Annotated in this window: 20 protein-coding genes, 1 tRNA gene and 1 pseudogene; 10 read left to right on the top strand and 12 right to left on the bottom strand. The window is 59.9% G+C overall.

Annotated features, from left to right (window positions below):
* The first annotated feature begins 11 nt into the window (after nt 1–11).
* The 3 genes from cmk (at nt 12) to ACN2TU_RS09485 (ending at nt 2116) form a co-directional block, all read left to right on the top strand.
* On the top strand, nt 12–590 hold the full coding sequence (gene cmk / locus ACN2TU_RS09495) for a (d)CMP kinase (protein WP_435154922.1): 579 nt from the start codon (nt 12–14) through the stop codon (nt 588–590).
* A complete protein-coding gene (locus ACN2TU_RS09490; protein ID WP_435154920.1) occupies nt 590–1462 on the top strand; it encodes an RNA-guided pseudouridylation complex pseudouridine synthase subunit Cbf5 in 873 nt (290 codons plus the stop codon). The genes cmk and ACN2TU_RS09490 overlap by 1 nt, the downstream gene beginning before the upstream one ends.
* Before the next feature lie 117 nt (nt 1463–1579).
* Nucleotides 1580–2116, top strand: a complete 537-nt coding sequence (locus ACN2TU_RS09485; RefSeq protein WP_435154919.1) for a hypothetical protein — start codon at nt 1580–1582, stop codon at nt 2114–2116.
* Nucleotides 2117–2145: 29 nt separating this feature from the next.
* On the opposite strand, the gene ACN2TU_RS09480 is transcribed toward ACN2TU_RS09485, so the two are convergent.
* A complete protein-coding gene (locus ACN2TU_RS09480) occupies nt 2146–2514 on the bottom strand; it encodes a VOC family protein (RefSeq protein ID WP_435154917.1) in 369 nt (122 codons plus the stop codon).
* A gap of 93 nt (nt 2515–2607) precedes the next feature.
* Here ACN2TU_RS09480 and ACN2TU_RS09475 point away from each other — a divergent pair, with 93 nt between their 5' ends.
* The 5 genes and pseudogenes from ACN2TU_RS09475 (at nt 2608) to ACN2TU_RS09455 (ending at nt 6935) form a co-directional block, all read left to right on the top strand.
* On the top strand, nt 2608–3666 hold the full coding sequence (locus ACN2TU_RS09475) for a succinylglutamate desuccinylase/aspartoacylase family protein (protein ID WP_435154916.1): 1059 nt from the start codon (nt 2608–2610) through the stop codon (nt 3664–3666).
* Between the two features lie 44 nt (nt 3667–3710).
* Nucleotides 3711–3781, top strand: a tRNA-Pro gene (locus tag ACN2TU_RS09470).
* Between the two features lie 299 nt (nt 3782–4080).
* The gene (locus tag ACN2TU_RS09465; RefSeq protein WP_435154915.1) at nt 4081–5061 is read left to right on the top strand and encodes a glycosyltransferase; all 981 of its coding nucleotides are present in this window, start codon (nt 4081–4083) and stop codon (nt 5059–5061) included.
* Nucleotides 5062–5108: 47 nt separating this feature from the next.
* On the top strand, nt 5109–6080 hold the full coding sequence (locus ACN2TU_RS09460; protein ID WP_435154913.1) for a beta-ribofuranosylaminobenzene 5'-phosphate synthase family protein: 972 nt from the start codon (nt 5109–5111) through the stop codon (nt 6078–6080).
* Between the two features lie 17 nt (nt 6081–6097).
* Nucleotides 6098–6935, top strand: a pseudogene (locus ACN2TU_RS09455) (RAD55 family ATPase).
* Between the two features lie 62 nt (nt 6936–6997).
* On the opposite strand, the gene ACN2TU_RS09450 reads toward ACN2TU_RS09455, so the two are convergent.
* Together ACN2TU_RS09450 and ACN2TU_RS09445 are read right to left on the bottom strand one after the other, a co-directional pair.
* The gene (locus tag ACN2TU_RS09450) at nt 6998–7678 is read right to left on the bottom strand and encodes a YqjF family protein (protein ID WP_435154911.1); all 681 of its coding nucleotides are present in this window, start codon (nt 7676–7678) and stop codon (nt 6998–7000) included.
* A gap of 3 nt (nt 7679–7681) precedes the next feature.
* Nucleotides 7682–7930, bottom strand: coding sequence for a hypothetical protein (locus tag ACN2TU_RS09445; RefSeq protein ID WP_435154909.1), 249 nt, complete (start codon nt 7928–7930; stop codon nt 7682–7684).
* 84 nt (nt 7931–8014) lie between these two features.
* On the opposite strand from ACN2TU_RS09445, the gene ACN2TU_RS09440 reads away from it, so the two are divergent.
* On the top strand, nt 8015–8845 hold the full coding sequence (locus tag ACN2TU_RS09440) for a ZIP family metal transporter (RefSeq protein ID WP_435154907.1): 831 nt from the start codon (nt 8015–8017) through the stop codon (nt 8843–8845).
* Between the two features lie 25 nt (nt 8846–8870).
* Here the strand turns inward: ACN2TU_RS09440 and ACN2TU_RS09435 are convergent, their stop codons facing one another.
* The 7 genes from ACN2TU_RS09435 to ACN2TU_RS09405 all read right to left on the bottom strand — a co-directional run bounded on the left by ACN2TU_RS09435 (nt 8871) and on the right by ACN2TU_RS09405 (nt 15099).
* Complete coding sequence (locus ACN2TU_RS09435; RefSeq protein ID WP_435154905.1) at nt 8871–9374, bottom strand: hypothetical protein; 504 nt, start codon at nt 9372–9374, stop codon at nt 8871–8873.
* Between the two features lie 123 nt (nt 9375–9497).
* Nucleotides 9498–12182 (bottom strand): phosphoenolpyruvate carboxylase, encoded by a 2685-nt coding sequence (ppc, locus tag ACN2TU_RS09430; RefSeq protein ID WP_435154903.1) that lies wholly within the window; start codon nt 12180–12182, stop codon nt 9498–9500.
* Between the two features lie 60 nt (nt 12183–12242).
* Entirely contained in the window at nt 12243–12572 is a 330-nt protein-coding gene (locus ACN2TU_RS09425) for a transcription factor S (RefSeq protein WP_435154902.1), read from the bottom strand.
* Nucleotides 12573–12611: 39 nt separating this feature from the next.
* Nucleotides 12612–13136 carry a DedA family protein gene (locus ACN2TU_RS09420; protein ID WP_435154901.1) on the bottom strand — a complete coding sequence of 175 codons (525 nt, stop codon included), beginning with the start codon at nt 13134–13136 and terminating at the stop codon, nt 12612–12614.
* Nucleotides 13133–13549 (bottom strand): DUF8135 domain-containing protein, encoded by a 417-nt coding sequence (locus ACN2TU_RS09415; protein WP_435154900.1) that lies wholly within the window; start codon nt 13547–13549, stop codon nt 13133–13135. The genes ACN2TU_RS09420 and ACN2TU_RS09415 overlap by 4 nt, the downstream gene beginning before the upstream one ends.
* The gene (locus tag ACN2TU_RS09410; protein WP_435154898.1) at nt 13546–14322 is read right to left on the bottom strand and encodes a hypothetical protein; all 777 of its coding nucleotides are present in this window, start codon (nt 14320–14322) and stop codon (nt 13546–13548) included. Before ACN2TU_RS09410 ends, ACN2TU_RS09415 begins: the two co-directional genes overlap by 4 nt.
* A gap of 87 nt (nt 14323–14409) precedes the next feature.
* Complete coding sequence (locus tag ACN2TU_RS09405) at nt 14410–15099, bottom strand: SDR family NAD(P)-dependent oxidoreductase (RefSeq protein ID WP_435154896.1); 690 nt, start codon at nt 15097–15099, stop codon at nt 14410–14412.
* Between the two features lie 72 nt (nt 15100–15171).
* On the opposite strand from ACN2TU_RS09405, the gene ACN2TU_RS09400 reads away from it, so the two are divergent.
* Nucleotides 15172–15666: a metal-dependent hydrolase gene (locus ACN2TU_RS09400; RefSeq protein WP_435154894.1), complete on the top strand. Its 495-nt coding sequence runs from the start codon at nt 15172–15174 to the stop codon at nt 15664–15666.
* Here the strand turns inward: ACN2TU_RS09400 and ACN2TU_RS09395 are convergent.
* Both ACN2TU_RS09395 and ACN2TU_RS09390 read right to left on the bottom strand, forming a co-directional pair.
* Nucleotides 15663–16052 carry a DUF7344 domain-containing protein gene (locus tag ACN2TU_RS09395; RefSeq protein ID WP_435154892.1) on the bottom strand — a complete coding sequence of 130 codons (390 nt, stop codon included), beginning with the start codon at nt 16050–16052 and terminating at the stop codon, nt 15663–15665. The genes ACN2TU_RS09400 and ACN2TU_RS09395 overlap by 4 nt on opposite strands.
* Before the next feature lie 78 nt (nt 16053–16130).
* Nucleotides 16131–17072 (bottom strand): alpha/beta hydrolase, encoded by a 942-nt coding sequence (locus ACN2TU_RS09390; protein ID WP_435154890.1) that lies wholly within the window; start codon nt 17070–17072, stop codon nt 16131–16133.
* Nucleotides 17073–17190: the final 118 nt, after the last annotated feature.

Raw genomic sequence — 17190 nt, 5'->3', positions numbered from 1 at the left:
CGAGAGGGAATATGCTACTGACAGTCTCCGGTCCACCGGGGAGCGGGAAGAGTACGACCGCCGAGGGACTCGCCGAGATTTTCGGACTCGAACACGTGAGCGGCGGCGACATCTTTCGCGAACTCGCCGCGGAGCGGAACCTGACTCCGCTGGAGTTCAACAAACTCGCCGAGGAGGACGAGGAAATCGACCGCGATTTGGATCGACGACTCCGCGAAATCGCCGTCGAGCGGGACGACCTCGTCCTCGAATCTCGCCTCGCGGGATGGCTCGCTGGGGAACACGCGGATTTCCGCATCTGGCTGGACGCCCCGCTTGACGTTCGCGCTACACGCATCGCCGACCGGGAAGAGAAATCTGTCGAACAGGCCGCAACCGAAACACGCGCCCGTGCGGGAAGTGAGGCTCAACGATACGAGGAGTATTACGGCATCGACATCACCGACCTCACCATCTACGACCTGAGTATCAACACCGCGCGGTGGAACCCCGAGGACGTGCTCGACATGCTGACGACCGCCGTCGAGGACTACGACCCATCGGCGGACGAGGGCAAGTACCCGATTACCGGCGTTTCATACGACTTCTAATGACGCTTCGCGGCCCACCAGACGAGCGTTCGCCCGACGAACTTCTCGAATTCGGCGTCATCAATCTCGACAAATCGCCCGGACCATCGGCTCATCAGGTCGCGGCATGGGTTCGTGACCTCTGTGCAGTCGAACAGGCGGCCCACGCCGGAACCCTCGACCCGAAGGTAACCGGTTGTCTACCGATTCTGACGGGAACAGCGACTCGACTCTCGCAGGTGTTTCTCGAAGGGTCGAAGGAGTACGTCTCCGTGCTGGAAATCCATGACGAACCGCCAGGCGACATTGAGGCAATCGTCTCCGAGTTCGAAGCACCGCTGTATCAGAAACCGCCCAGAAAAAGCGCGGTCTCGCGCCGACTTCGCGTCCGAGAGATTTACGAGTTGGACGTGCTCGAAGTCCGCGACAGACAGGCACTCTTGTGGATTCGATGCGAGAGTGGTACCTACATCAGAAAGCTCTGTCACGACCTCGGACTCGCGCTCGGTACCGGCGCGCACATGGGGCACCTGCGTCGAACCGGAACTGACCCCTTCGACGACACCGACCTCGTCACCCTGCACGACCTTTCCGACGCGCTCGGACGATGGCGGGAGGAAGGGAATGACGATTGGTTGCGCGAAGTCGTCCAACCGGCGGAGCGCGCATTGACGCATCTTCCGGCAGTCACCATCGCACCGAACGCGGCAGAACAGGTCTCAAACGGCGCGCCAGTGTACGCACCCGGCGTCATCGACGCCGGGGATGCGGAACGGAACCAGCTCGTCGCCTGCTACACGCCGGACGGTTCGGTGGTCTGTCTCGGACGGATGGTCGGCGATGCGGAGGCGGAGGAAGACGAGGTTGTCTCGCTGGAGCGCGTGTTGGTGTGATCAACTCCATCCAACCCTGACATTGAAAATAATTTGTCATCAGGGCACGTATTCGACTGATAAATGCTTCAAAAATACCATGAAAGTGTTTTATCTATGTATTTATTTAGTGAAAATGTGAATAGTAGGACACTCCTTGCCGGTTTTCCCGTCGTGATGACGACGATTGCGGGATGGGTGAGTGTGGGTGCGCTTACAGCGGTGATGACCGACAGTCGAGCGCCACCGATTTCGAGAGGGAATCTCGACAAGTACGACCCAGGAATGTCGATCGAAACCGTGGTGATCGGTTGGCGCGGCAAGGATGCATCTCCTCCCCATACTATCGGTCTCTGGAATGCTGGCATCCGATTTCGAACCGTGGCGGTCATCGTTACTGACAGCGAAATCGACGAAGCGGTTCTCGATACGACGTTCGAATTACCGATCGATTCTGCGATGGACATCGCGTTTTACGAACCAACATCCTACGACGTGACGATTCGCGTGTGGGATACGGGCGCAGAAGAACTCCTTCGTGTTCCATTGGAACTGTTCGACTGCAACCAGTCGGGGACGCAAATCGGGGTTTTCGACTCGGGCGACATTCATTCGGTCTTTTTCACGACTCAGGCGCTGTGTGATTTCACTTCGCCGGGGACGGACTCCGAATAGCTGTTCAGTGTCGGTCGTCGGATGCGATTTTACCCCTCGAAATCCATGATGTCGAACTCGTGTCCCCACTCGTTTCGAATCGTGGCCACGTGGCCCACCGGAATCGCTTCCGGCCCGTGAATCACTTCGTAGCCGTGATTCGAAAAGTACGTTACCGCGTCCGTCACGCTGTCCACGAGATAATGGACTAATCCCTGCGGGATTTCCTCCTCGGTCGAGAGGACGATTTCCGCGATACCGTCCTCGTGGTCGTCCATTCGAAATCCGGCTTGGTCGGAGCGCTCCCACAGCCTTTCGAGTCCGAGTGCGCCCTCGTAGTGCGTTTTCGCGGCTTCGAAGTCGGCTTCAGGAACGGTGTACAGCACGCAGTCGATTCGGCGCAGTGTCGGAGAACTCACATCGCTTGTCAAATTTCAAAATTCGTCAAGGGTTCGTTTCACCACCGCTGCCGCTACACGCGATTTTTTACCATTTGACGAACACCTCTCGATATGAAACTCGGCACCGCGGAATCCTCCCCCGGCGAACTGGTCACCGGATGGCTCGACGTTACCGACCTTCCGACGGGAACTCCGGAGCGACTCCCTGTCCTCATCGCGGAGGGCGAAGAAGACGGCCCGACACTCTGGATTACGGCTTCGATTCACGGCAACGAAGTCACCGCCCTCGCCACCGCACAGGACGTAATGAAGGAGAATCTCGAATCACGGATTCGGGGAACAGTCGTCTGTCTCCCGACTCTGAATCCGGCAGGACTGCGGCGGACCACACGAACTTCCTACTACCACGACGACGACCCGAACCGATACTTCCCAGACCCCGATGCCGACAGCTCGCGCCCCCCTCGCGTCCAGGAACTCATCGACGGACGGATTTACGACGCGTTCGAGGAGTCCGCGGACGCGCTCGTCGACCTCCACACTGCGCAGGTCGGGTCGATTCCATTCGTGATTCGGGACAGGGTGCTGTTCGGAAGTGAACGAACCGAAGAGGAGGCAAACGAACTCGCGGACGACCTCGAACGACTCGTGGATGCCTACGATTTCCCGGTCATCAACGAGTATGCCGCCGAGGAGTACGTCGAACAAAACCTCCAGCGTTCGACCGCGGGGTCGGCGCTGAACAATGCCGGAATTCCGGCGTTTACCGTCGAACTCGGCGGCTTCGAAGTGGTCGAGGAGGACACCCGCGAGAAGGGTGTGCTCGGCCTGTTGAACGTTATGCACGAACTCGACATGCTTTCCGACGACCCGAAACCGACGGGACTCGACGCCCCCGTCGATTTCCCGGTAAAACGAGCGGTTCATCCCTACACCGACACGGCGGGAATCGTTCGCCATCGAGTCGAAGCGGGTGACACCTTCGAGGAAGGCGACCCTATCACGGACATCGTAACGCCGCACGGTGATTCGAAGACGACGATCGAGAGCGAGCACGACGGCTACGTGGTTGGACGGTATCACGGCGTTTCGGCGTACGAAAACGACCCGCTAGCGAGTCTCGCAGTGCGAGACGACGGCGACCTCGTCGTGCCGAGAGAACAGGACTGAAACGAAGGGCTTAACTCACGCACTCGCCTTTTCCGAAATGCCGCGGGACCGTGGGGTAGTGGTATCCTCTGCGGATGGGGTCCGTAGGACTCGAGTTCGACTCTCGGCGGTCCCATGATTTTGCGACGGGTTCACGGACAGAGTGAGTTACCCCTCGTGACGAGTATCGAAGTCACGGTGAACGAAAGCGAGGAAAAATCAATCGAGCGACGAGTATCGCACGAAGTTCGATTCGAGTTCCAGCGTGGTGCCAGCGACATCCTCTATCGATTGTGCCTGATTCAATCGATCGGTTTCTTATCCTCCGATTCCCGCTGACTCACTTGCCCCCGAACACCATTCTATTGTCTACTATTTATCCACAGCAATCATAAAATCCAAATATACTTGCCGCGGCACCGTAGAGAGTTTCCCATGAGTCGGACCGTCGCCGTCGCACATTATCCGGAGGGTGCTGGTCACGCGACCCGGATGCTCGCCGTGGCACAGGCACTGGAAGGGCCGGAAACCGACATCGTCCTCGCCGGCGGTGGACCTGGGTCGCAGTTCATCGAATATAACGGGTACGAGGTGTACCGCCCGGCGACGGTCGATTACATCGGTGATTATCAAGGCGGGTCGATTTTCGATGTGGTGACTCGAAGCGTTCCAAACAGCGCGAAACGGGTGTTCGATTTCGCCCGCTGGCTTCGCCGGGAAGACCCCGCTGCGCTCGTCACCGACGACATGTTTGCCGCGATGGCGGCCCAGTTCACCGATACACCGCTGTACGTCCTCACGCACAACGCCGCCTCCTACTACGACGCCGCCGTCGAACAGGGGTTCACCTGGTTGCTCAATCGGTATCAGCTTACGGTTGCACGGGCATTTCTCTACCCCGCCGTCTGGCCGCCGGACAGAGGCGACCCTCCGGGCGTCGTCCATATCCCGCCGATTGCACTCGAACCGAACGGCGCGGAAGCACCGGACGACGTGGGCGTCCTCGTCGTTCCGAGTACCTACTCCACGAACTTCGACGAACTGGCTCGAAACCTCCGAGGCGAGGGCCCCACCGTCACGCTCGTCGGCGATGACGACTGGGAATGTGCCGCGTCGCTTCTCCCGTGGATTCGGGCAGCCGACATGGTCATCTGCTCGGGGTACTCCACCGTGATGGAGGCCGCGGTGGCCGGAACGCCCTGTATCATCTATCCGTTCACCGACGAGCAACACGGCGTTTCACGGGTCATCGAACGGAGAGGGCTTCGCGGCTTCCAAGTCGAACACTCGATTCCGCACGTCCTGCGGGCGGCGCGCCATCCGCCGGAATCACCCAGTCACGAAAACGGTGCGAAACGGGCCGCGGAGTTCGTCCTCGACCATATGGAACGGGAGAAAGCCGCGATACCGCGGTAATTTGCCACTGCCGAAATCGGCTTTTTTCCTACCGTTGACGTGTAGATATGGTTCAGGTGACGGTCGGGGCGCGACTCCACTTTGGGTTTCAGAACCTCTCGCTCGCCCACGAGCGACTGTACGGTGGCCTCGGCGTCGCACTCGAATCGCCGACCGTCTCGGTCGAAGCACATCCTGCGGACGAAATACGGTGTGATGATTCCCGCGCACGGAAGTACGCTCGTTGTGCGACCGACCTGCTCGGGGTGCCCGGCGTGGACGTTCGTGTCCACGAAACCCTTCCAAGCCACGTGGGGCTCGGGAGCGGTACGCAACTCGCGCTCACCGTGCTCGCCGCAGTCGCAAGGGCGTACGACCGACAGCCGGCGGTTCGCGAAAACGCACCCGAACTCGACCGAGGCGGGAGAAGCGGCGTCGGCGTTTCAACGTTCGAGGAGGGTGGATTCGTCGTCGATGCCGGACATCCGACCGAGCGATTCACCACCGACCGTCCGTCTCGCGGCGAGTGGTTCGTTCCACCGGTCGTGGCCAGTCACGCGATTCCTGCGGAATGGCGATTCGTCGTCGTGCTCCCCGAGACCAAACCGGGACGAAGTGGTGACGACGAGGACGAAAGCATGCGTTCCGTGGTCGAGCGCGCGGACCCGACCATTGCGAACGATATCTCGACAGTGCTCCTTCGTCGGGCACTCCCAGCAATCGTGGGCGACGATCCCGAGCGGTTCGGCGATGCAGTCGCGGAAATCGGTCGGCTGAACGGCGCGTGGTACGCCGACGAACAGGGCGGAGTCTATCGCCCGCCGGTCGGCGAACTCGTGACCGAAATGGAGGACTCTCCGGCAATTTTTGGAGCGGGCCAATCCTCGTGGGGTCCTGCGGTGTACGGCGTGACGACACGAGCGCGCGCGGACGGCGCGGTTGAAGCGGCGCAACTGGCGCTCGATTCCGTGGACGTTGCTGGTGACGTGTCGGTTGCTCGGCCGCGGAACAGCGGTGCGAGCGTAAACGGTAAACAGTAGGGATGAGTGTCACCCACATGAACAGAATCCCGTTTGGTGTCTCGCAGTTCGACTCGCTTGTCGGCGGCGACTCCCCGCCCGGCAGCGTCGTCCTGCTGGCGGGCGATGCCGGGGCGGGTGCGCGCGAGTTCGCGTACACTAGCGCGAGGATAAACGACCTCGGAAACGCCGACTCTACCCTGTTTGACCTACACTACGGGACGGTCGATTCGCGTGCCAGTCTCCCCGATGAAATTCAATATATCTCGTTTACCGCCAGTGCCCAGGAAATTTACGGTGAGGTTACCCACACTATCGACGAGGAACTGGTGTCGTCCGCGACCGAAACTATCGAGTTCGAAGACCTCTCGACCGAGTATTTCCAGTTGAGTCCGATACCCCACGACTGGTACGTCAAGAAACGCCGCACGATTACTGACCTCGGAAAGAGTCACAGTCGTCGAGATATTCTCGAAGCTCTCGGGGAGTATCTCACCGAGCACGCGTCCGACAGCCTCGTCATCATCGACTCGCTCACCGACCTCGTTTCCTTACCCGACGAGCAGGTGGAGTGGCACGAGATTCCGATGCTGTTGAAGGGAATGAAGAAAGCGACCCAGTCCTGGGGAGGCCTGATACTCGTCCTGCTCGACCAAGAGAGCCTCACGAGCACCCAGATGGGCCGAACTGATGGGTGCGACGGACGGTACCATCAGCTTCGAGTGGGAACGCGGCGGCAACGAACGCGCCAGAACCATGTTCGTTCGCGAGTTCCGTGGTGTCCTCTCGCGCATCGAAGCGGAGGATATCCTCCGCTTCGAAATCGAGATTCAGGACGACGGGTTGGATATCAGTAACGTTCGCAAAATCAGGTAGTACGGTTCCGGCCCGCACTTTGCAACAGCAGTCGTCACCTCCCGACGATCTCCACCGATACGTTACCCTTCAACTCGTGTCGGGGTGTGAACGCGAAACTCCATTCGGGGGCAGTATCGAACCCGTGGTTCCGCATCCGGCTCCGACAATCCGACCGCCTCGAACAGTGACTCCGCGGTCACGTCCGCGTCGGCGGAAAAAAGATACCACGGGTCGTGTTCGATACGAGTCGTGAGTCCCGCCTGCGGGACGAACAGACGGTAGCGTTCCGCGAGGAACCGTTCGAGAGATTCCGATTCCGGCGTCCGCGCCGATCCCTCGGATTCGTAGGTTGCCTCGAACTCGGCAGGTGGCACGTCGGGTTGGATGCGACGACTTCGAACTCGATGGACGGTATCCATCTCCGTGGTAATATCCGCGTGGTAGTACGGCAGTCGATAGAGTGTCCGCGCGACGCGAGTTGCGAGACGACTGCCGGTGTCGAGGCTGAGAAAGTAGACGCCGGGCGTTCGACCGAGACGAACGTAGGTTCGGAAGTTGACCTGTGGGAACGTCATCCCGAATCGTACCGGCACGCCCGGAGGTCTAGCGTTCTCGATGGTCGAAGCGAGGGCGCTGACCCACGCCTGTTCACCGTAGGTGTCGATAGCGAGCGACTCCGGTACTGCGCTTCGCAAGGAATCCCGTTCGACCGGCCAGTGTACGAAGAGACAATCCCGCCAGGAGAACTGGAGTGCGCGCATGGGTTACGTCCGAAGGCAGTCCCAGCACGCAAAACAACAGAACGTGACGCTGACGGACATGCCAACCACAACGCTCAGCGGAAGCAACTGAATCAGACCACTCCCCATAGTCAAACCGAGGCGTGAGAGCGTTCCGGCCACGACTGCGTGCGCGAACGGAAGTGTCATAGCGAACAAAGCGACCATCGCGAACGCTTGGACTGCACGACCGACGGAAAGGGAGGGGCTGTTTCGAACCGTCTTCGTCTGCATTACTCGTGCCGAGAGTGTCACAATAAATTAGTTTTGTGGCCGAGAATCGACGGGTTAATAAGATTAAGACAGAGATTAATAACTATGTCACGACTGTCTCGTATCGGTCTCCTCGGATTCGTCGCGCTCGTCGTTCTCTCGGGCGTTGCGCTCTCCGCGGGGCTGGATAAGGTGCTCGCCATCGCGTGGGTTGCGTTCGGGGCGATGGCGGGGGCCGCCGTCCTCGGTTCGCGTGGAAGTGAGTCCACGCACGCGAGAAAACTCGTCTGGGCGTTCGGACTGGCCAGCGGCGCGATGATAACCAGTGCCGCCGTCTTCCTCGTTCCGGGCGCAATCGGACACCATCCCGAGTTCGGCGGATTCGGTATCGCACTCGGCATTCTGACCGGGTTCGGCGCACACACCATCGGCCACCGACTGATGCATCTCGACGTACCCTTCGACCACGCCGCGCTCGAACTGACCGCTCATTCGCTCACTGCGGGGGCCATCATCGGACTCGTGTACGGCAACATGCCCGACCTCGGTCTTCTGCTCGGACTCGCCATCGTTTCCCACAAAGGCCCCGCAGGCTACGTCGCGGCCCACCGCCTCCAGCGAGCGGGCAAACCAGCCTCGATTCTCCTCCTCCCCGCGGCCGGTGTCGGCATCACGGCCATCCTCTCCGGACTCCTTGACTTGCCATCGACCGGCGCGGTCAACGGCCTCGTCTTCGGCTTCGCGGCGGGCGTCTTTCTCCACGTCGCGATGGATTTCCTCCCGCGCTGCGAGCTCGGCGGCGAGATATACGAGGTCGCACAACTCTCCGACGATGCCCACCATCTCCTCGATAAACTCCGAACCCATGCCGTCGCCAGCACCACGCTCGGCGGCGCGCTCGTCTTCGTGTTCTGGGTGACTATCGCTCAGGCGTGATTCCGATTTCCGTTTCGCGAAACGATCAGAGCTCTCGTTCCGAATCCGGGTTTTCCAACTCCCAGAGATACTCCGGCAAAAACGCATCGAGGTTGTCGATAACCTTGCGGTCGCCAACGTTCATCCCTTCGCAGTGTTCGCCCGCGGATTTCCGAATATCGACGCGAATCTCGCCGTCCTCACGTCGCACGGACAACGGATACACCGAACAGCGCGCCGGTTTCCAATCGTGTTCCGCGTGGAGTTCACAGAGGCCGTCCTCCTGGAGGAAGTGACACGCCTGTCCGTCCTCGGCGCAGTTGTCGTGGTCTTTTTCCTCGCGCTTGATGAAATCCTGTCCACGGAACTGCGTCGTTGCCTCGTTAAGATTCGCGCGCTTACCGAGTTCGAAATACTCGCGGTCGTACATGAGCACGCCGTGATGACAGCACCACGTACAGCTATCGACGCATTCGAACGTCAGGTCGGGGTCGAACTCCACGACAGTCTCCCGCCCCGGATGGACTTCGACGCGAACCTCATCGCTCACACGTCCGTATCGGTCGTGCGTGCGGAAAGGGAACCCGATTTTCCTTTTTCGACTATCGGATTTCGACATCCCGGTCGATGGTTCCGCCTTCCCAGATGAGCGCCAGTTTTTCTCGTGGAATCATCACCCCGTATTTTTCATTCCTGCCGCGACACCAGTCACCGTGAGTCGAAGTGCCCTCCGTTCCGTCTCGGTGAGATGGGTTTGGCGCAGGAGGTTCACTTGCAGGAGGTTGAGCGGGTCGACGTACGGGTTTCGGCGATCGAGACTGTTTCTGAGCCACTCCCTCGCGAGCAGGTCGTCACGCTCCGTGATTTCCGTGACGAGGTCGACACAGTGGTCGTACTCATCCCGTAATTTCGGGAAGAACTCCTCGCGCAGGTCATCCGATGCGAGGTCGGCGTACTCCGCCGCAATTTCGAGGTCAGTGCGGGCGAGCGCCAGCGTCGCGTTGTCGAGCGTCGTCCGGAAGAAGGGCCACTCCTCGTACATCTCTCGGAGGATGTCCGTCCCGTGGTCTTCGACGGCGGCGTCCAATCCGGCCGCGAGCGCGTACCATCCCGGCAGGATACAGCGTGACTGCGTCCACGAGAACACCCACGGAATCGCTCGGAGGTCTTCCACGGTTCGTTCCCCCGAGCGAGAGGCGGGTCGCGACCCGAGATTCAAGTCCTCGATGACCTGAATCGGCGTCGTCTGCTCGAAATAGGTGACAAAGCCCTCGGCTTCGAGCAGGTTGCGGTACGCCTCGCGGGCGGTATCCGCCGCGGTGTCCATGATCTCTATCCAATCGTCGGGCACGTCTTCCCGGTCGCCGTCGAGTGCATCGTAGCGGGCGCGAATCTGGGCGTCTAACATCTGTTCGACGTTGCGCTCGGCAATCGCGGGGTTGGCGTACTTTTCCGCGATGGCTTCACCCTGTTCGGTGAACTTCACTTGTCCGGAGACGGTTTCGCGTGGGAGTGCTAGCAGGGCTTCGTTCATCGGCCCACCGCCGCGGGAAATCGACCCGCCGCGGCCGTGGAACAGGCGGAGCGCCACGTCGTATTCGTCCGCGATGTCCGCGAGTCGCCTCTGATTTTTGTAGAGGCTCCAGTTCGCGGCGAGAAAGCCGTTTTCCTTGTTCGAATCGGAGTAGCCGAGCATGATTTCCTGCGTGTCGTTTCGTGCCGCCAACGCGGCTGTGTAGGCCTCGTTTTCGAACAGGGTACCGATGATTCGCCGGGCACCCGACAGCGCGTACTCGGTTTCGAGGAGGGGTACCACGTCCAGTCCGCAGTAGCCCGGTAGGTCGACGATTCCGGCTTGGTCGGCGAGAAACAGGACTTCGAGGACGTGACTCGCCTCCTCGGTCATGCTGATACAGTAGGTGTCGATGGCTTCTTGTCCGTACTCCCGCTGCCAATCGGCGGTTTCGGAAAACAGCGTCAGCACTCGACCCGCGGTGTCGGAAAGCCCATCCGGGTCGAGGTCGAGAATCGGGTCGTCCTGCAAAATCGCATCCGTGAGCAGTTCGATGCGCTCGTCCTCGTCCATGGAGTCGTAATCGAATCCCTCGCGGGCCAACGCCTCGGCGATTGCGGTCGTGTGATTTTCTTGATGGTCGCGCAAATCGAGCGACGCGAGCGAGAACCCGAAGGTTTCGACGCACCGGAGGAGGGGATCAACTTTCGTTTCGACGACCGACTCCCCGCCGTTCTCCCGGAGACTGTCGGCAATCACGGTAACGTCGGCGAGCAGTTCGTCGGCGTCGTCGTAGCCGCCGGGTCGCACGTCGCCGACGCGGTCGATTCGAACCCGCATCAGGGCGAGTTTCTCCCGGTACGGTTCCTCGGGATAGCGTTCAGTCGCTCTCTCTGCGATAACGGGAAACCGCTCCCGGTCGCTTTCGAGACTCGATTCGAACGCACTGCTCGTTTCGACCCGGTCGCCGTCCTGGCTAAGGACGCCAGACAGTCGTTTCAGTTCGTCGCGGTAGCGTTCCAACACGACTTCGTGCTGACGGGAGAGCGTTTCCGCCGTGATTTCGGGCGTGACGTACGGATTGCCGTCGCGGTCGCTCCCGGCCCACGAGCGAAAGGCGAACAGTTCCGGCACGTCGGCGTCGAACTCCTCGCCGATCGTGCGATCGAGTTCGTCGTACACCTCGCCAACGATGTCGAATAGAACATTTTCGAGGTACCAAAGGACGTTTCGCGCTTCGTCGGTTACGTCAGGTCTTCGCTTTCGAACCTGGCGCGTCTCCCACAACCCCGTCACTTCGCTCTCCAGTTTTCGCTCCAGTCGCGCCTGCTCTTGGTCGGTCAGTCGGCGTTCGTCCAACTCGGCTAGCAGTGCCGCAACCGACCGCAGTTTCGCTTTCACCGTCTTTCTGCGTGCTTCCGTCGGGTGGGCCGTAAACGTCGGAACCACACACACGTCGTCCAACACTCGCTGGACGGTTTCCGGGTCGACATCCGCCTCGGCCAGCGTTTCGGCGGTTGCGCGGAGGCTGTCGTCCAGCGTTCCCTCCTGTGTCCCCTCCCGAATCGCCCGAACGCGCTGGCGCTCTTCAGCGAGATTGATGAGTTCGAAATAGGTGGCAAAGGCCCGCGCGACGTGCCCCGACAGCTCCGGCGAGAGATCGCTGATTTCGTCCCGGATTTCGTCGCGGGACGCCGTCTCGCCACGCCGGTAGTCGATAGCGCCGGTTCGTAGGGTTTCGACCGTCTCGAACGCTTCTTCCGACCCAAGCCGGGAGAGAACGTCGCCAAGCAGGCCGCCGAGTTCGCGGACGTCTTGGCGGACGTCCCGGGTATGTAATCGCATACCAAGAGGCTCGTCGCCGCGATACCTAAAACGTCGGTCTGGAGTCAAAAACTGCGAAGCTCAGTTGTACTCCCGCCAGCGGTAGCCACACTCCTTGCATTTGAAAAAGCGCGTCGGCGGTTCGTCGGCGGAGGCGGTCTGTTTGATGGTGTACCAGGCTTCGCCGTGGCCGCATTTGTCGCAGGTGATGTCCGTGGCGGTCGGTTTCCCCTCGAAGTCCGCTCCCTCTTCGGTTTCGATGATTTCGGAATCGCCCTGTTCCTCGGTGGAGACGAACTCCTTTGCGCGCTCTTCGTCCTTCGCCGTCGTCGCCTGACAGTCGTCGTTCGTACAGACCATCTTCGACCCCATGGATTTCATCATGGAACCGCAGTCGTCGCAGAATTGCATACCTTCGGGTAGCGTGTGGAGACGCAAAAACGCCACGTACTACGGGAGAACCGAAAGCAGATGGGGCAAGTCGTCCCAGCCGAAATACACCAATCCCGTCACCGAGACGTTGAACAGGAGCGCCCCGACGGTCGTGTAGGCGACGAACTTCCGAAATCCCATCTCGGCGAACCCCGCAGGAATCGAGATGACCGAACGAAGCACGGGCAGGAAACGGCCCCAGAGCACGGAATGTTCGCCCCATCTTCGAAACCAGCGACTCGCGCGGTCGGTCTCGTCCGCCGAAACCCGGAGGTAGCGCCCATAACGGTCGAGTGCCTCGTGACCCTCGTGGCCGACGAAGTACGGGAACAGGCTGCCGAGGGTGGTTCCGACCGTCATCGTGAGAACGAACAGGGCGAACGAGACGGGGTCGCGAACCAACAGTCCCGCTGCCGCCGGAACGACAAGTTCGCTCGGGAGAAAGGGAAATAGCATCGACGATTCCAGAAACGCGAACACGAAGACGGCGAGAAAGCCATACTGCTGGATGAGCGACAGGGCCGTTTCGGTGAACCCACTCATTCGTTAAGCGGGGTATCTTCGTCCACGACCATCGGACAGTCGGCCACGCGGAACTGTTCGGTATCTACCATCGCGAGAATGTCCGTTCCCTCGTGCGTGCAGCGAACGGTCGGCGGTTCGGCAAACTGCGGACAGCCGTGACAGGTGGTTTTCGGAATCATGCGAACGTCCCGGTCGTTTTCGCTCTCTTCGCGCGGTGCGGAGACGACGAGGTCGCCGCTGTCTTCGGCTTCTAAATCGGCCCACAGGTCGTCCACGTCCACGTCTTCCACGGTGACTTCGGTGAAGGCATCCTCAAACTCCCTGCGGTTGGCGGTTGGCTCGTGGGTTCGACGTGATTCCACTTCCGCCGCGAGATCTGCGAGTGGTTCGTCTCGCTCGTCAGTATTTTCCCCGTCCCAACCGTCGGTCATTCCTCGGCCACCTCATCCAGTAAGTCATCAAGGTCGGGGTCGAGCGTGTCACATTCCAGTGCGGGTGGACGACCGACGACAAGCCAGTTCGACCCGAAAAAGCCCTGTTTTGGTTCGATATCCTCGAACGTCGCAGTACAGTGCGGACACGACGGTTCGGTCAGAAGCGAAATGGTAACGCTCGTCTCGCAGTCACCGCACTTTTCGCTCTTGATTCCGTGTTGGTTGGTAGTCCGGGCGAGTTTGGCAGTGGCGGCCCGCGTCGCATTCCGTGTGGCAAGTGTGCGCGTTTGGTCGCGGACGGAGACAAGCGCACGGGCGAGTACGTCGAGTCGGGCTTCGAGTTCGTCGGTGGTCTCGGTGAGGTAATCGAGCACTGATTCGTAGTTTTCGAACCCGCCGTCCATGTGCTCGTGGTTTGCCGCCACCCGTTCGCTGAGCGCATCGAGTGCGTCGGTTGCCTGCTGCATCTCGTCCAACTGCGCCCGCAGCTCGGGATGGTCGTGGTTGACGGCCGCTTTCCCGTCCGTCTCGCGCTTGACCTGCACGACGCGCTCTCGCACGTCGGTCAGTTTCGACATGAACTCGTCGCGCAGTACATCGATTTCGCCCTCTACGGCGCCATCCTCGTCGATTGTGCGATGGGCGGTGAGCAGTTCCGAGAGCAGTTGCTGGCGCGAGAGACCTAACTCGTCGGCCGTTTCATCCAGCCACCGGGTTACCGACTCCGGCAGTTCTGGCATGTGCGTCTGCCCCACATCGTCACTCACCATCAGGTAACCCCATTTCTCACACTGCTGACTTAACGTTTCGGCTCTGTGCGAGTTTACTGATCGCAAAAATGATAGATTATTTGAAACTTATCTCGTAACCTGTCGCCACTGTTTCAGTCCCACGATTTCTCCGTTCACGTCTTCTGCCTCGGTTACTGCCCAGACGAACAGTTCGGCGACTGCTTCGGGGTCTCGGCCGTCCTCGCCCATCATCTCCGTGGCGACCACGCCGGGGTCGAGTCCGATGACCGGCTGGTCGATTTCAGCCGAGAAGCCACGTACCAGCGCCTCTGCACCGGCTTTCGACACGGCGTACGATCCGTATCCGTCCATCGTCTTGTGTCCGATTCCGCCGGTCGGGACGACGATTCTGGCGGTATCGGTGAGGTGAGGAAGCGACTCTCGTATCGTCGAAAACACCCCGCGACAGTTGGTTCGAACGGTGTCGTCGAAGGCGGCGTAGGCCTCTTCCGTTAGTGGCGTTTCACCGGGTGTTCCATGGTAAATTCCGGCGTTTGCCACGACCACGTCGATACCATCATTGCCGAATCGGGCCGCGGTTTCCACCAGCCGCTCCACGTCGAACTCGTCGCGCACGTCGGTCCGGAGTCCGACCACGTTTCCGCCCGCATCTTCGATATCGGCAACGGTCGCATCCACTGCGTCCGTGTCACGCCCGCAGAGGGCGACGTTCGCGCCTTTCTCGGCGAACGCACGTGCTACCTGCCGACCGATTCCTCGTGTGCCGCCCGTGACGACCGTCGTCAATCCGTCCATGCGGGTTCAAACGAGGGGGTGTGTAAAACCGATTTCCGTCGAGATTAACCCCGTTCGACCCGTGGCAACTGTATGTACCGACCGGGTCATTACGGCGTTGCACTCGCGCTTTATGCACCCATTGGCGGTATCCTCGTCGCGATTGGGATGGTAAACCGTGCGCTTCTCGGTGTCGGTATACTCCTCGCACTGGCGATGCTCCCGGATCTCGATTCGAAGACGACCCGTCTCAACCATCGCGGGCCGACACATTCCCTCGCGTTCGCACTGCTGGTCGGCCTGCTCACGGGCGTTGTGGCAGGTATCCTTGCCGGAATCGTGAGTGGCATCTCGAACGGGATGTGGTTTGCTGGATTCGGACTGTTTGTCGGAACGCTCGCTATCGTCTCCCATCTCCTCGCAGATGTGGTGACGCCAATGGGGATTCGTCCGTTTTGGCCCGTTTCCGGGAGGCACTACACGCTCGCTATCACTCCATCGAGCGACCCGCGAGCGAACTATCTGTTGTTCGTCAGCGGGACGGTACTCATCGCAAGTGCGTGGTTGCTCGGTCGGATGCTGGGTTAGACCACGACTGTACACGCTTCGACTTCGTCTTCTGCCGTGAACTTGAGAAGCCGTCGAAACTGCCGCGGCAATGGATTTAGCTCAACGGTTTTTGCATCTCGGTCGTAGTTCACGACGGAGAACTGTTCGATCTTTGTCAAATGCACGTGGTGCAACATCATGGTGATTTGTTCCGGACAATCACCCCGTCCGTTGCTGATTTCCGCCGTCGCCACACGCTCACTCAACTCCGCTATATCCATCCGTGCTGGTTGTTGGCACATAAAGTATAGCGCTGCTCGTCGTTGTGGCGAGGTAAGTACCTCGAAAATATCGTCAAGCGACAGAAGATCTAACTGTCCGTCCGGTTCATTCCTCTGCTCCCATTCGTCTGACGCTTGAATCATCGCTATTAGTCATAATAAAAACTAGAGGTGTATAAATACACTTCGTACATTAACACAAATTCATCAAATCTTTCAATTCTATAAATATTGGTCGAGGAACGCCATCTCGTGAGATAACACCGATTTGAGGGCAGAATCGTACACATCGAAATGCCCAATCGGGAGTTCGACGTACGTCGCGTCGGCCGTTTCAGCAGCCTCCTTGACCGACGAAGCAGAGACGATTTCATCGTCCCGACCCGCGACGAAAAGCATCGGACAGGGAACGTCCTCGACGACCGAAATCGGTCGATAGCGTGGAATGTCGAGGAATGCACGCGCCGGAACCTCGTTTTCCCATACCGGCGGGTCGGGGACGATTTTCATGAAGCCCCGTTTCGCTCCCGGCGCGTTCAGCACGGCGAACTCGTCCGGATCGCCAACGACCGGGAGGGTGTACGGACTCCGAAAGGTGTACTTCCGAACGAGGTCACGCAGTCCCGAAATCGTCCCTTTCACCGTCTTCTTGAGACCGGCCGAGCGAAGGATTGACCGTCCATCCACGAAGGGGGCTTGCGCGACGACGGCGGTAATCCGGTGGTCGCCCGCCGCTGCCTCGATGACGTGGCCACCGCTGTACGACGTTCCCCACAGCGCGATTTTCCGCCGGTCGATCGCGTCGAGTCCTCGGACGTGGTCGATGGCAGATCTCCAGTCGGCAACGTGCCGGGCTGGGTTCACGAGGTTTCGCGGTTCGCCGTCACTGTCTCCGAAGTTTCGATAATCGAACAGAAAAACCGCAAATCCCCGGGCGACGAATCGCTTTGCAATCGTTGGCAGACCGAACGTCCGCTCGGCAGCAAATCCGGGTGCCATCACGATGACCGGTGGTTTCTTGACGCCCTCCGGTGTGTACAGCCATCCCGCACATCGCGTGCCATCGCTCTCGAAATCCGCGTCGTTCTTCGCGTACCGCAAACGCGACAGTTCGTCCGTGTCCGGCGACCCTTTGAACTCCCTGCGTGCCCGTGTGCTCGTCATCGCGTTTCACCACGACGACGAGCGACATAAAACTCGGCTTACCAGTTCATGAACGACAGTTCCTCCTTTTTTCCGGTTACGGCCCGCATCATACAGCCTCGACACACCCACAGCTCCC

Source organism: Haladaptatus marinus (assembly GCF_051194195.1).
Note: the sequence above shows the minus strand (reverse complement) of the source record. Positions and strands in the feature narration are given on the sequence as shown.

Coding starts and splice junctions, on each gene's coding strand:
- cmk (WP_435154922.1), top strand. CDS start 12: ATGCTACTGACAGTCTCCGGTCCACCGGGGAGCGGGAAGAGTACGACC.
- ACN2TU_RS09490 (WP_435154920.1), top strand. CDS start 590: ATGACGCTTCGCGGCCCACCAGACGAGCGTTCGCCCGACGAACTTCTC.
- ACN2TU_RS09475 (WP_435154916.1), top strand. CDS start 2,608: ATGAAACTCGGCACCGCGGAATCCTCCCCCGGCGAACTGGTCACCGGA.
- ACN2TU_RS09465 (WP_435154915.1), top strand. CDS start 4,081: ATGAGTCGGACCGTCGCCGTCGCACATTATCCGGAGGGTGCTGGTCAC.
- ACN2TU_RS09460 (WP_435154913.1), top strand. CDS start 5,109: ATGGTTCAGGTGACGGTCGGGGCGCGACTCCACTTTGGGTTTCAGAAC.
- ACN2TU_RS09450 (WP_435154911.1), bottom strand. CDS start 7,678: ATGCGCGCACTCCAGTTCTCCTGGCGGGATTGTCTCTTCGTACACTGG.
- ACN2TU_RS09445 (WP_435154909.1), bottom strand. CDS start 7,930: ATGCAGACGAAGACGGTTCGAAACAGCCCCTCCCTTTCCGTCGGTCGT.
- ACN2TU_RS09440 (WP_435154907.1), top strand. CDS start 8,015: ATGTCACGACTGTCTCGTATCGGTCTCCTCGGATTCGTCGCGCTCGTC.
- ppc (WP_435154903.1), bottom strand. CDS start 12,182: ATGCGATTACATACCCGGGACGTCCGCCAAGACGTCCGCGAACTCGGC.
- ACN2TU_RS09425 (WP_435154902.1), bottom strand. CDS start 12,572: ATGCAATTCTGCGACGACTGCGGTTCCATGATGAAATCCATGGGGTCG.
- ACN2TU_RS09420 (WP_435154901.1), bottom strand. CDS start 13,136: ATGAGTGGGTTCACCGAAACGGCCCTGTCGCTCATCCAGCAGTATGGC.
- ACN2TU_RS09415 (WP_435154900.1), bottom strand. CDS start 13,549: ATGACCGACGGTTGGGACGGGGAAAATACTGACGAGCGAGACGAACCA.
- ACN2TU_RS09410 (WP_435154898.1), bottom strand. CDS start 14,322: ATGGTGAGTGACGATGTGGGGCAGACGCACATGCCAGAACTGCCGGAG.
- ACN2TU_RS09405 (WP_435154896.1), bottom strand. CDS start 15,099: ATGGACGGATTGACGACGGTCGTCACGGGCGGCACACGAGGAATCGGT.
- ACN2TU_RS09400 (WP_435154894.1), top strand. CDS start 15,172: ATGTACCGACCGGGTCATTACGGCGTTGCACTCGCGCTTTATGCACCC.
- ACN2TU_RS09395 (WP_435154892.1), bottom strand. CDS start 16,052: ATGATTCAAGCGTCAGACGAATGGGAGCAGAGGAATGAACCGGACGGA.
- ACN2TU_RS09390 (WP_435154890.1), bottom strand. CDS start 17,072: ATGACGAGCACACGGGCACGCAGGGAGTTCAAAGGGTCGCCGGACACG.